Raw genomic sequence first — 14,362 nt, forward strand, 5'->3', positions numbered from 1 at the left:
GGGGGGAGAGGATGCGGCCGCCCCCGGCAACCCCCCCTAACAGGGTGGATGTGGCCACCCGTTTTTGCCAGTAAACCGGCCAGCCAGGTAGGCATGTATGGGGCCCACGCGGTGGCCCCCCGCGAAGAATCCTGCGGAGCGCATAGAACCGAATTCTTCAACCCGCAATTGGTACTGCCCATCTGTGTTCATCAGTGGTGGTTCCGAGGAATCGCTCAAATGTTATTTGCAGAGGAGTCGGGCGGCCACGGCGAGCCGCCCGTACAGGGTGGCTGTGGGCCCGCGTTTTCGCCCGGAAAGCGGGCAGGCCTGTATGGGGGCCTCGCTGTGGGCCCCCGCGTAGAATGCGTCTGAGCGGATAGAACCGAATTCTTCAACCCGCAATTGGTATTGCCCATCTGTGTTCATCAATGGTGTTTCCAAGGAATCGCTCAAATGTTATTTTCAGAGGAGTCGGGCGGCCACGGCGAGCCGCCCGTACAGGGTGGCTCTGGGCGCGCGTTTTTGCCAGGAAAGCGGGCAGGCCTGTATGGGGGCCTCGCTGTGGGCCCCCGCGTAGTATGCGTCTGAGCGCATAGAACCGAATTCTTCAACCCGCAATTGGTATTGCCCATCTGTGTTCATCAGTGGTGTTTCCGAGGAATCGCTCAAATGTTATTGAGGAGTCGGGCGGCCACGGCGAGCCGCCCGTACAGGGTGGCTGTGGGCTCGCGTTTTTGCCCGGAAAGCGGGCAGGCCTGTATGGGGGCCTCGCTGTGGGCCCCCGCGTAGAATGCGTCTGAGCGGATAGAACCGAATTCTTCAACCCGCAATTGGTACTGTCCATCTGTGTTCATCAATGGTGTTTCCGAAGAATCGCTCAAATGTTATTTGCAGAGGAGGGCCTGTCGGCAAGAGTGCGGCCGAAAACTATGCACGCGGCGGCAGCATCGGTTTGAAAATCGCTTCCAGTTGACGCGCAATGCGATCCAGACGCTGCCCAATCGAATCAAGCCGCTGATCCAAACGCTGCTCAACAGAATCAAGCCGCTGATCCAGACGCTTGACCTCAGCGCGAAACTCAGCAGCAAGCGCATCAATCAATCGTTCCATGCCACGTTGGTTCAACCATGACGCGCCCAAAATAGCCAGTACAAGCGTCAACACAGCAAGCACGGCAGAAATGATGGCCACGTTCGGATTCATGCAGCCCCAGTGTAGCACAGCGGCTCTCCTGTGCCAATCATCATTATGGGCAAACCACACGGGATCGCTCATCACCAGCCACAAATCAATCACTGAGCCTGCTGGCGCGCATTTTGCTGATAGAGACCGCGGCCTTCTTCAATGGTGATCCGTTGGTCAGCCTGGATATTCTCAAATCGTTCGCGTCGCCCGCTGGGCCATCGCACTTCCAGGTGATCAACCTGTGTCGCCCGGCCCAGTCCGATATGCAGGCGCGGATCGTTGGCCGATAGAAAACTGGTGCCTGAGACGACCGGCCATGTTTGCGTCTTGCCGCCTGCCGTCACGGTGAGCACAGCGCCTACTGGGTCGCGGCTACTCTGAGTTCCGATCAATCGCACGCTGAGCCAGTGAGAGGCGTTGCCGCCCTCGTTCCTGAGTAACGTTGGACGATCGTCCAGATTGTTGACGATGATGTCAACATCGCCGTCATTGTCGTAATCCAAAAACGCGACACCGCCGCCGATGGATTCGACAATGTACGGTTTCTCTCGATGACCGTTCTCCTGCAAGAAACGACTGAGGCCAGCCGATTCAGTGACATCCACGAAGTGAACAAGCGGACGAGCGTCAGATACCGATGAAGGAATTTGCTTTCTTTCACCAACTGATTGGCGCTGGCACTGAAGCGAGCACACACAGAGCAGGAGCATGCCAAGCGCCCATCTGCGCGTGATGCGCGAATGTGCCGCCGTCATGCTCATGGCTCTGATCCTGCCGCCGGTGCATCGTGCAGCATCGAAGGCTCTGCCTTTCGTTCGACTCGTCCCCGGATAATCAGCCTCACGCCGTTCATGAACCGTGCTGCATCAGAAGGCTCTACTGCCGGGACTGCTGGCTGAGCTGTTGAAACCGCTGGCGGGCCGCTTGACTTTCGCTGGCGCGGCCGGCTTTCTCATACGCTTGCGCCAACCAGTAGTAGGCTGCTGCATCGTTGGGCGCGAGTTGCACGGCCTGTTGTAATTGGTTGATGGCCTGCTCAGCTCGGCCGGCGCCCAGTTCCGCCCGGCCAAGGTTAACCCGGACTTGCGCCGAGCGCGGATCGCGTTTTTGCGCGTGTCGCAGCGTTTGCAAGGCCGCTTCAATCTCGCCTGCCTCTATGTAGGCAGCGCCCAGATTCGAGAGGATGTAGGCTTCCGGTTTTGCGGCAGCAGCTTTTTCTAAAATGGCGACAGCCTCGCGCGCCTTTCCCTGCTGGAGGTAGATCAAGCCCAGGTTGTTTTGCGCCTGCGCATGCGTCGGATCAATGCTTAACACCTGACGGAAGTGCTGTTCAGCATCCGGCAGCTTGCCCAGTTCTAGCAGGACGACGCCAATGCCCAGGTAGCAATCGGCGCACGCCCGATCCAACGCGATGCCACGACGATACTCCAGCACCGCTTCGTTAAACCGACCGGCTTTTTTGAAAGCAACAGCCAGCGCCAATGCTAGTTGCAGATTCTTCGGCTGAGCCAGCGCGTCCCGTTGCAAGGACGCCAAATTCTGCGAGCTTTGGCGCAGCGACTCGTATCGGGCCAGTTCGGCTTGACCTGCCTGTGACTCACCCAATCGAATCAGCGTCGTGCCCAGGCTGTAGCGATACTGCGCTGTGCTGGGGTCAAGGCGCACAGCCTGCTCCAGCAATGGACGCGCGTCGCTGTAGCGTCCTTGCTGCATCAGCGTTTCGCCGAGCGCATGGGCGATGGCAGCCGATTCTGGAGCCAGTTGCAACGCGCGTCGGTAGGCGGATTCAGCTTGCTGCCAGTTGCTCTGTTTGCGGTAGACGTCGCCCAGTTGCTGAAACGCTTCCGCCTGATTGTCGTCAAGTGTGACGGCCTGGTTCAGATGTTCGAGAGCCTTGCCGTACTCGTTGAGCGCGCTATAGGCCGCGCCCGCGTGAGCGTGATAGAGCGCCTTACTGCTGTCCAGCGCAATGGCTTTGGCAATTTCCTTCAATGCCGCTTCCACCTTCAGACGGTCTAGCGGGAATCCCGCGACTGCCGGCGCTGCTGCCTGTAACAGATACGTCAGGCCGAGCCAGTCGTAGGCGTCAGCCATTTTCGGATCAAACTGAATCGCCTGCTGAAAATGTTTGGCCGCTTCCTCCGGCTGCTTCAGATGATAATAGACACGGCCCATATAAAAATGCAGCAACGGGTCGGAGGCATTTAAGCTCAAGCCTTTTGCCAGGACTTCCTTGGCCGGCAACCAATGCGCTTGTTGAATATAGATGCGGCCGAGCGCTTGATAGAGTTCAGAATCATTTGGGTTTCGTTTCATCTCCTGGTGCACGTATTCAGCCGCTTCCGACCAGCGGCCCTGCCGCTCCAGCTCGCGCGCGTACTCCAATGATGTGTGAAGCGGCGCCCTCCGTGAGGATGCAGTTTCGCCGGGAGCCACCCCCAAACGAGGAAACAGATACACAGCCAATGCCGCGCCCAGCATCAGCAGCAGCGTCAGCGCAAGTATCAAGGCCCGGTTCCGCCCGTCATGCGATGGCGCTCCGACAGCGCGTTTTTTTGCCCGCCGACTCATAGAATGATCCGAGTGTGTGCACCATATTATCAAACGCCGCGCCGCTTGGCCAGCATCTTTGTCGAACCCGAATCGGAAACAGGCACGCGGGTGAAGCATCTTAGGACTTGGCGGCTTTTCCCAAAATTTTTCTTGCCTTGCCCCCTGAGGATCAATACAATAGTAGCCGTCATTGCGTGGTAAACGAGGTTCGGGAGTTTTCGGGGAAACAAATTAGGCGTCTGTTGGTGCCGGAGGCAACTATGTTAGTTGATGCAGCCCTTCGGGAGTTTTCGGGGAATCAAATTAGGCGTCTTTTGGTGGCTCCTCGGTGAGTTTCCCAGCTACGCAGGGCACCACAACCGGAATGGTGTGGTCTGAAGTGGTGGTTTTTCTAGCATTGAATTTAAGTTTTTTGAGGCAGTGTTCATGAGGGCCGGACACGCCATGCGTGATTCAACCAAAACCGCCGAAACTCTGAAGCCGGTGAGAGTCCTTTAGTTCTCCGCGTTCTTCGGGTCTCTGTGGTTTCTTAGAACGAGGGAGGAGTCTATGGATCAATTGAAGCGAATGTTGGTTCCTTTGTGTACGATCTGTCTTTTCTCAATGTTAATCTTCACGGGATTGGCCGATAGCAAGAGCCAGAAACACGAACAACGGCTCAAGCAACTGAAGGCTGAGCTGGTGAAAGAAGAGATGCTCGCACTCTTTCGGGAGGTTCGGCAGTTGAAGCGCAGGTCTGACCTCACCCCGAAAGAGCAAGGGCACTTGCGCGAGCTACAAATTGTATTAAAGAGCAAACAAAGTGAGTACCGCGGGCTGATCGGCGCAAAAGAGCGCACGGCTCCGGAGCAAACAGTAGTGACCGTTTGCAGCGCCACCACGCCCGTACCGGTGCCGCCGACGGGGACGGGCGGGTCAGCCTGCACGCCGGGTGTGCAAACAACTGTCAACACCATCACCGTGCCAAGTAGCTTGACCATCGGCGATGTGAATGTGAAGATGTACATCACGCACACCTGGCGCGAAGATCTGGATGTCACGCTCACGTCGCCGATGGGCACGTCCGTCGTGTTGTTCACCGACGTCGGCGGCTTCGGGGATAACTTCGGCACAACGTGCACGCCGATGCCAGATTTTGTGATTGACGATGAGGCAGCCATCGATGTTGGCACGCTCACCGGCGGGTCCCCTGTTGGAGCTCCAGGCAGCTATAACCCCGAAGGCGCTGCTGTGCTCTCAGCCTTTGATGGCCAGGAGGCGATGGGCACATGGACGCTGTCCATCTGCGACGACCTGACTGCCGACAGCGGCACGCTCCAATGCTGGTGCTTGGAGTTCACCACGACTGCGCCTTCAACAGGAGTGAGCTGTAGTGTAACGCCGGCGACAGACACGAATCCTGAAGGCACCATTCACACATTCACGGTGACGGTTACCGATGACGGTGACCCATTATCTGGAGAATTTGTTGTGTATGAGATCACCGCCGGGCCCAATGCAGGCACAACGGATTTCGGCATCACCAATGCGAGCGGTCAAGTGACATTCTCTTATACAGGAATTGGCGCGGGCACGGATACAATTTCCGTCTGCGTGGTTGACGACGAGACCTGTAGCGCTGAGTGTACGGCCACCAAAACCTGGACCGATACGACTTGCACGCTGTCGCCTGCTACCAGCACAAACCCGGCAGGCACCAGCCATTCGGTGACCGCGACAGTGACCAGCGCCGGCAGCCCCGTTCCCGGCTTGGTCGTACTTTTCAGCGTCTCAGGTCGCAACACCACCACCGGCACGGGAACCACCAATGCCTCGGGCCAGGCCACGTTCACTTACACCGATGCAGGCCCGCTGACGACAGGCGGCACGGATACGATCACGGCCTGTGTGCTCGCAGACTTTGGCGATTTCAGGCCTTCTGACGCGGAACGAGACTCGCCCTTTGGTGTGCTCTCCTGTGTCGCCACGTGTTCGGCTACGAAGACCTGGGTTGTCTGCACGATCAGTTGTCCGCCCAACCAAACGCGGGCCGCTTCAGGGTCCACCTGTGGCGCTCCGGTGACTTACCCAGCGCCGACCACGGTGGGCAGTTGCGGCACGGTCACCTGCACGCCCCCATCGGGCTCGACGTTCCCATTAGGTACGACCACAGTGACGTGCACCACGACGGCTGGGCCGAGCTGCTCGTTCACCGTCACCGTGACCAATGCACCGCCCACTGCCAATGCCGGACCAGATCAAGTTGTTGATGAAGGCGCGACCGTGACACTGGCCGGCTCGGCGACCGATCCCAACACAGGTCATGCGGCAGCCGCTTCCTTCCAATGGACGCAAACAGGCGGACCGCCAGTCGTCATCACTAATGCCAACATGGCGACGGCCACCTTCACGGCACCGGAAGCGCCCGATGTGGAATGCTTGACGCTGACGTTCCAACTAAAGGTGACGGACCCGTGCGGCGCCATGGCCACGGATACCGTCGTCATCAGAACGGCAGACACGATTGCCGTCCGAGATGATGCCGACCCGAGCAAGTGCGTGACCATACGTCGCGGATGTGCTGCTACCACTGACGGCACGTACTGTATGCGGGCAGGCACCGAAACGTACACCGGACCGGCTGCCATCACCAAGCAGGGCTTTACCATCAACGTGCAGAGCGGTCCAGGAGACACCAACATCGCTCAGGGTCTCATTGACACGCTTCGCTGTAGAGCAAACTTCCGGTTGACGCTACCCGGTGTGCCGAGACGAACGATCACGATCGTTTCCAACGTGAATTCGTGTGACGATACGTGCAACTGTCCGGGCGGTGGTGGCGGCGGCGGGAGCAAGTATTAAGCACCTTCTTCCCGCACAGCAGGGGCAGGTTGAATGACGATCAACCTGCCCTGCTTGTGTCGGTGGTAGACTCTTTCAACGGGTCAGGCGTTCCAGCGGCGGGCACCTTTATGCCGTTCCCTCGCTGCTTGGCGTGATTTACCCGACACGGCTTAGAGGCGTTTGTGAATGAGCTTGCCCTGGGAGCGCACGCGTGCAGCGTGCACTGAAGTTCGGCGTATTGAAGTGAGCGACCTCCGAGCAGCGGCGGCGGCAGCAGCCCACCAGCTCGCAGGCCGCTTGCGCGGCCTCTGGAGGTTGACTCACCATCATGACGATGTCATACAAATGCATACAGAAAATCGGAGACGGCCACTTGGGGTGTTCTGCTCCTGCTCTCCCATGTCACTCATCAAACATGGCCTTTCTCCAGTGTATTGGTATCATCGTACCACGACACCGCAGGCAATCGGCGCGCCTGCGTCGCCGGAACGCAATGTGATTAGGTCTGGACCAGAAGCCGTGGCTCCAGGTTCCGTCGAGCGATACCGGCTGGGAATGTTGGAAAAATTATCGGGGTTGCTGTAAACAATGACTGAACTGCCATCGGCGTCAAACAGATCAGCCACGGCAAAGCGATCCGTTTTGAACAGCATGTCAGCCGTGCCATCGCTGATAACATAAACGACCGGTAAATCGCCGGCATGGCCTGGATGTCGTTGCCCGCCCGGATTGAAATGCTCGCCTGCTGAGGCAAACGTTGGCGGCGTGCAGTTGCCCGTGCTGTGAATGTGGATGGCATGCCATCCCGGCGTTATTCTCTCCAAAACAACCCGCACATAGACTGTTCCGCCCAGGTCCTCAAAGCTGACCTGACCAACGGCCCGACCGGCAGCGTCACGCAAAAAAGCCCGCGCCAGATGATCCGATTGAGCAGGACGCATCGCGCCAACAAGCAGCAGAACGAGCGCGGCCCCACGAGCACCACCTTTCCACATACCTGCCTCCAGCCAAGACAAACCACGAAGCGCAGGTAGCCCCAAAGAAAGGCGCGAGGCTCTTTGTGCGCTTCGTGATCTTTATAGCGATTTTCAATTGCCTCTACCCGGGGAGCACCCGCCTCATGTACGCTTGAGTGGGCGCTCCCAGGGTAGATTGATTCGCAAACCGCTCTAGTGGCTCATATCCACGCCAATACTCTTTAACCTCTCTGGCCTGCCCTTGCCCATCACCGCTTAGGATTAGTGACGTTGATGAACACCGAGAGCGTGTTATTGGCTTCGTTCGTCTCACTGACTTGATTGGTAGCATCAACCAGCACACCGACGAATCGGCCGCCGGCAGGCGTGCCGGCAGGAATCGTCGTCGTAACCACGAACGGCAACGCTGCGCCCGGCTGTAATTCAGGCGTGACCAGCGTCGTCAGCAACGTATCATTAGCATCAATGAAGCCATCAGCAGACAACCGAATCTGGTGGATCGTCGAAGCCGCCACACCGACGCCTTGATTGGCAATCGTGACGTTGACCGTGATCGAGCCGCCAGCAGGCACTGTCGAAGGAGAGACGCTCAAGTTGGTGGGCAGCAAATCGGCCTGCGCTGCGCCCAATACAGTAAGCGGTGCGACGGCAATGTTGTTCGTTTCGTCGGTTTCGCTCACGGCGTTGCTGCTATCGGCGATAATGCCAATGAAGCGCTGGCCCGGCGGTATTCCCGGAGGTATGACGATGGAGATTGAGAAACTGACCGAACTGCCCGGCGCCAATGTGCTGGTTGCCACCGTGCTCAACAGTAGATCATTGGCATTAACGATGGCGTCCTCAGACAACCGAATCTCATGGACGGCGGCAGCCGCCGGCGCCTGCCCTTGATTGATCACGAGAAAACTGAGATTGACGCTGCTGCCCGGCGCGACACTGGCCGGTGAAACGCTCACCTGGGCAGGCACCAAATCCGCGCCGGTGGCGGTTGACAATCGCGCATTGACCGTGCCTCGTCCGCCTGTGATCACGTTGAAAAAGAGTTCCCAGCTTTGCCGGATGATCTCTACTTTGTTCAGATCATCTTGCGAAGCGCGTCGCCCTTCCGGCACCACCAGGATGAACGCTTGTCTGAACCTTGTGGGCGCCGTCGGAAACGCCGGAATGCGCACGCCTTCTTCGGCGATGATCTGAGCAACCGTCACGTTTTGTCGCGTGCCTCTGACGCGCACGCCGACTTCCGGCGGACTGCTGCTGACACGATTGGTATCCGTCGGCGCGCGAATGAAGAAGAACGGCGCCACTTCAGCGGCAGAAGCCAATCCCATCAGGTAGCGATCCAGCATGCTGTAACGACTGGTCGCTTCAATCGAGAGGAAGAGGCCGCCGCCTTGATCGAGCCACTTGTTGCCTTCCATCTCGGACGCATCGCTATCTTTGAAAAAGCTCCAATGCGCGAAATCCCGACCCAGCAGCGCGCTACTGGGCACACCAGCATCGCTGAACTCAACGAAAGCCAGCCAACGATGACCGAACTCCTGCGCCATAATGTCGAGTGTGGAGTTTGTGCCCAAGAACGTTTGATTGGGATTGTCGGGGTATTCGCTCAGTTTGTTGAAATTGATGAACCCTTCCAAGCGACCGGCGCTGCCGAAGGCGCGCGGTCCGCCGTTGAATTCGCCGACGCTGCGACCAATGCCGCGTACATTGTTTTGTATCGGAGCGTAGAACGCGAATCCGCCGCCGCCCACCACATCGTAGGGCGTGTCGCTCGTGCCAATAGCAGTGAGAAATTCGTAATCGTCCTGATGCGTTCGATAAAATCGGCGAGCGATGGCAGCGATTTGAAATCGCCCATCAAACGATTCATAGATGGCCGTGCGAAAGGCGACGCGCGGCAGCGGCAAGTCTTCAGTGAAGTCAACGACGCTGCCAAGCAAGGCCAGTCCTTGACTAATGCCGGTCAAACCGGTGCGCGACCGGACATCGCTGAAGGTGAAGAGAATCCGGTTATTGCTGAATAGAACAACCTGAAACGTATTGAGCGCGCCTGTGCCAACTTCCGGCACGTTGCTCCAGGTAACAACCAATCGGTCGGCGGCCGCGCGCACAGTGATCTGCCCGCCGCGACTGGGATCCAAATCTGTCCAAAACGGCGCAATCCGCGCCGGCGGAAAACCAATCGAAGGGATGCGGTCTCGACTGCCTTGACCGAACGTCAAATTGCCGTTGGAATTAACGAAGACGCTGGTGTGCTCGCGGTTATAAAAAAGAAACGTGAACGGAATGTTCACCGAGACGAAATCATTATCGCCCAAGCTCAGCGGCGTGCCGGGCGTTGAATCAAAGCTGAACGGGACAAATGACGCGCCGTAATTATCAGGCTCCAATCGCTCAAACTGGATCGAGCGGCCGTTTAGATCAAATAAATGAAACAGCGTGCCGTCATCGTGGAGCACAGCCACATTGCCAACGTCGAAATCAGCCGGCGGCTGAGCCTGCGAACTGGCGCGGGCCGGAGCCTCCGGCAGCGGCGTATCCTGCGCGGTTGGATGATCCATCACGACTGCCTCATCGCTGAACATCAACACGCCTTGCTCATGCCCCACAATCAACAGATCAGGCCGGTCAGGGTGAAACTCCAGCGTGTGACCGCTGAGTTGATCGGGCAATGTGCCGACGTAATCCCACTGAGCGCCCCGGCTGCTGCTGCGATACAATCGGTGTTCAATGCGATGTGAATGAACGGGGTATGCAATGAGCGCATAGAGCACGCGCGGTTGCCGCGGATGCACAGCCAATCGCGGTGTATGCGTGCGATATGGCAAGGGGACCGGCAATCCCTCATTGATGGCTGTCCACTGACTGCCGCCGTCATGCGTCACGTAAAAGCCGTTGACGTCGGTCGAGACGTACACGATGTCGCTCTCGGACGGATCAATGACCAGGTGGTCAATCGGCGACATCGGCGCGGCCCCGACAGCCGCCGGCAACCCGCGATTGACAGCACGCCAACTGTAGCCGCCGTCATCGCTGCGGAAGACGCCATGACGAGCTGACCCCAGATACATCACACGCGCATCAGCAGCAGCCACTTCAATGGCTAACGGAATCAAACCATCCGGTAGTCCGTCGGTGACCTTGCGCCAACCTGCATCTGCCTGAGTCGTCATGAACAGACCATCGTGTGTGCCAATCCACAACATCCCATTGAGAGCAGCGACAGCAAATACATCCTGGCGCAAGCGAGCAGCGCCGGCGACCGGCAGGTCCTGCTTGCTCCATGAGTGCCCAGCATTATCGCTGATAAAGAGGCCGACTTCGGTGGCGGCATAATACCGTTGTACTGGCTTCGAGTCATACTTCAGCTCATAGATTTGTTGACCGGAAAACGGAGCAGCAACCCGCCGAGCAACCTGCTCTGCGCCGGTGACCTTGTAAAGCGATTGGCCACCATTGACGAGCGCTTGAGGAATTTCAGCTTCACTAAATGAATGACCAACCATGAGTGGGCCGAAGACCAGTAATATCGCACCAATCATCCACCATCGTTGGTGATATGTCGGTGAGAGCAATCCATTGAATTTCATAAGAAGAAGCCTCCTTTGATTTCTCAGCTTTGATCGCGTTCTTTTCCGGGCCACAGTATCCTAGCGCAGTTAATCGGCGAGTTCAAGCAGTCGGTATCCAGACGGCATGCCGCGCGCGTTTGAGAAAAAAACTCTTGCTCTTGATGGAGAAAAAGCTTATTCTATTAGCACATAAAAACATTGAACCGGGCAAAACAACAAAGCCTCCGCGTGGCATGGGATGGGCACGAACAGGAGGTTGTGGAAGAGGTAGGTAATACGTGAGGATGGTGCTGGCCAATGTTCAAAATACTGATTGTTGATGATGAAGAATCGGTACGTCGGTTTTTGATCAGTTGTTTTCGCCACGAACAGTACGAAATTGACCAGGCAGGCAGCGTCGCCGAAGCCAGAGACATGATGCTGCATAGCGTCTATGATCTGGTGATCACAGACCTGCGGATGGATTCCGTCTCCGGCATGGAGCTGGTCAGGTTTATTAAGAGCACGTCGCCGCACACAGAAGTGATGATGATGACCGGCTATGCTACGGTGGACATCGCCGTGCAAGCCATGAAAGAAGGGGCGTGCGATTTCATCACCAAACCGCTCAGCCGCGACGAGCTGTTGCAGCGGGTGAAAAACGCGCTGAATCGGCAACGCTTGGAGAAGGAAGTGGTCTTCCTGCGGAGCGAATTCCAACGCGAATTCGGCCTGGAAAACATCGTCGGTGAATCGAAGGAACTGCGAACGATTCTAGATACGCTGCGTCGAATCGCCCCAAGCGAAAGCACTGTGCTCATCACCGGCGAGACAGGCACAGGCAAGGAGCTCGTGGCAAAGGCCATTCACACGTTGAGCCGCCGCGCCAACAAGCCGTTTGTCTCTGTCAATTGCGCTGCGTTCCCCGAGCACCTGCTGGAAAGCGAGCTGTTCGGTCACGTCAAAGGGGCGTTCACCGGCGCTTCGACTAACCGGAAAGGATTGATCGAAGAAGCACACGGCGGCACATTCTTCCTCGATGAAATCGGCACCATGCCGCTCAGCGTGCAGGCCAAACTGCTCCGCGTGTTGGAAGACCGCACGATTCGACGCATCGGTGAAAACAGAACGATCACCGTTGATATTCGCATCATTGCGGCTACGAATCTGGATTTCGAGACGGCCATTCAGAATCGCGAATTCCGCGAAGACCTTTACTACCGTCTCAACGTCGTCTCGATTCACGTGCCACCGCTGCGCGCGCGCCGCAGTGATATTCCGGCGCTGACCGAACACTTCCTGAAAAAGTACTGCCAACGCGAGAACAAGATCATCCAGGCCATTGCGCCCGAGGCCATGCAGTTGCTGCTCAATTACAATTATCCGGGCAACGTCCGGGAGTTGAAACATATCATCGAGCAGGCTGTGGCTATGTGCGCTGGGCCGGTGATTACATGCGACGTTCTGCCGCCTCATGTGCGCGAAGGCGTCGAGCCACTCTCATTCGGATTTCAATCAACCCCAATGCCGTATGCTCAACCGATCACATCGCCCAACGGCCATCTGAACGGTCATCATAAGGGCCGGCTCAGAGCGCTCGATGAGCGCGAACGTGAGTTGATCCTGGAAGCAATCGGGCGCAACCAAGGCAATCTGGAACGCGCCGCCAAAGACCTCGGCATCAGCCGCGTCACGCTGTGGCGACGCATGAAAAAATACGGCATCCGCGGCACCTACACGGTTCACTACGGCTAACGACGGAACATTAGAGCGGTCTGCGAATGCGTTGATCCTGCGCACGCTTGCTAGCGTGCATTCGCCAGCAAGATGCAGGGCCTCCAGCCTAAAGGCAATTGAAGATCGCTCTAAGCTCGTGGAGTTGGATAGAACACGGATGAAGCGGATGCGGCGGATTTTCGCCGATTGATCCGCGTTGATCAGCCCAATCCGTGTCATCCGCGTTCCATGAACGGCATTAGTTCGTGAAGTTGGATAGAACGCGGATCAGACGGATGCGGCGGATTTTCGCCGATTGATCCGCGTTGATCAACCCAATCCGTGTCATCTGCGTTCCATGAACGGCATTAGTTCGTGGAGTTGGATAGAACGCGGATGAGGCGGATGCGGCGGATTTTCACGGATTGATCCGCGTTGATCAGTCCAATCCGTGTCATCCGTGTTCCATGAGCTTCTTAACTTAGAGCGATTTTCCATTGCCTTTAGCCGGGCAGCGCCCGCCTGCGGGCTCATGCACGCTGCAAGTGCGCGCCCCAGGGTAGATTGATTCGCAAACCGCTCTAAGTAACGTGACAAAAGTTCGTGGCGTTAAGGCGAAGTTCTGAAGGCTATCCTGAGATTTTGCCGTGGAGGAAATCGCGCACCTTTTTCAGGTCTTCCCAAGCCTCTTTCTTCATGCCGGGCGAGCGCAACAAAAACGCCGGATGAAACGTCGGCAGTAATTTCGTGCCACGAAACTCCAGAAATTGTCCACGTATCTTCGATATAGGAATTTTCTTACCAAGCAATGTCGTGGCTGCCGTTGCCCCAAGCGCGACAACCAGTCGAGGCTTAATCACAGCAATCTGCCGATAGAGAAACGGCTCGCAGGTCGCCACCTCATCAGGCTCCGGTTCGCGATTACCCGGCGGACGACACTTGACGATGTTAGCAATGTAACAGTCTTCACGCTTCATGCCGATAGCCTCGATCATACGGTCGAGCAGTTGGCCAGCGCGACCGACAAACGGTCGGCCTGTCGCGTCTTCATCTGCGCCCGGTCCTTCACCAATAAACATCAATTCGGCTCTCGGATTGCCTTCCCCAAAGACGATGTGCGTGCGCGTCGCATGCAGCTTGCAGCGAGTACAATCGCCAATATCGGCGCGAATCGCGTCGAGTGTTTCATCAACAGGCTGCTCAACGTCGGGTTGCACAGCCGGAGGCGCCGGTCCCAGCTCGCCAAAAAGTGACGCCTGACCAATCGGCGGGAGTGTCTTTTTCTTTGCAGGCGTGATTCGTGGATCGTGGACCGTGAGCCGTGATCCGTGGATCATCGCTCCTGACTCCTGACTCCTGGCTGCTGACTCCTGACTCCTGACTCCTGACTCCTGGCTGCTGGCTGCTGGCTCCTGGCTCCTGACTCCTGGCTCCTGACTCCTGGCTTCCACGCGCGGCAGCGCCGGTGGATCATCACCATAGTCAGTGAGGCCCAGGTCCATCAGATACTTCAACTCGCGTTGAAGATCACGAGCGAGGACGATGACATCTTCAGTGAGCGGTGGCTCTACCATA

Annotated in this window: 8 protein-coding genes; 2 read left to right on the forward strand and 6 right to left on the reverse strand. The window is 57.3% G+C overall.

Annotated elements, in window-relative coordinates:
• Positions 1-909: 909 nt before the first annotated feature.
• The 3 genes from NZ823_01810 to NZ823_01820 all read right to left on the reverse strand — a co-directional run bounded on the left by NZ823_01810 (position 910) and on the right by NZ823_01820 (position 3,738).
• Positions 910-1,278, reverse strand: a complete 369-nt coding sequence (locus tag NZ823_01810; GenBank protein MCS6803863.1) for a hypothetical protein — start codon at positions 1,276-1,278, stop codon at positions 910-912.
• Positions 1,275-1,928, reverse strand: a complete 654-nt coding sequence (locus tag NZ823_01815) for a CRTAC1 family protein (protein ID MCS6803864.1) — start codon at positions 1,926-1,928, stop codon at positions 1,275-1,277. Before NZ823_01815 ends, NZ823_01810 begins: the two co-directional genes overlap by 4 nt.
• A gap of 115 nt (positions 1,929-2,043) precedes the next feature.
• Positions 2,044-3,738, reverse strand: coding sequence for a tetratricopeptide repeat protein (locus tag NZ823_01820; protein ID MCS6803865.1), 1,695 nt, complete (start codon positions 3,736-3,738; stop codon positions 2,044-2,046).
• A 531-nt stretch (positions 3,739-4,269) separates the two neighbouring features.
• Between NZ823_01820 and NZ823_01825 the strand changes: the two genes are divergently transcribed.
• Complete coding sequence (locus NZ823_01825) at positions 4,270-6,561, forward strand: proprotein convertase P-domain-containing protein (GenBank protein MCS6803866.1); 2,292 nt, start codon at positions 4,270-4,272, stop codon at positions 6,559-6,561.
• 422 nt (positions 6,562-6,983) lie between these two features.
• On the opposite strand, the gene NZ823_01830 is transcribed toward NZ823_01825, so the two are convergent.
• Both NZ823_01830 and NZ823_01835 read right to left on the reverse strand, forming a co-directional pair.
• Entirely contained in the window at positions 6,984-7,538 is a 555-nt protein-coding gene (locus tag NZ823_01830; GenBank protein MCS6803867.1) for a superoxide dismutase family protein, read from the reverse strand.
• Between the two features lie 230 nt (positions 7,539-7,768).
• Positions 7,769-11,110: a hypothetical protein gene (locus NZ823_01835; protein ID MCS6803868.1), complete on the reverse strand. Its 3,342-nt coding sequence runs from the start codon at positions 11,108-11,110 to the stop codon at positions 7,769-7,771.
• Between the two features lie 279 nt (positions 11,111-11,389).
• On the opposite strand from NZ823_01835, the gene NZ823_01840 reads away from it, so the two are divergent.
• Positions 11,390-12,826, forward strand: coding sequence for a sigma-54 dependent transcriptional regulator (locus tag NZ823_01840; protein MCS6803869.1), 1,437 nt, complete (start codon positions 11,390-11,392; stop codon positions 12,824-12,826).
• A 590-nt stretch (positions 12,827-13,416) separates the two neighbouring features.
• On the opposite strand, the gene NZ823_01845 is transcribed toward NZ823_01840, so the two are convergent.
• Positions 13,417-14,361, reverse strand: coding sequence for a uracil-DNA glycosylase (locus NZ823_01845; GenBank protein MCS6803870.1), 945 nt, complete (start codon positions 14,359-14,361; stop codon positions 13,417-13,419).
• Position 14,362: the final 1 nt, after the last annotated feature.

This window comes from Blastocatellia bacterium, from assembly GCA_025054955.1.
Taxonomy (GTDB): Bacteria; Acidobacteriota; Blastocatellia; order HR10; family J050; genus JANWZE01.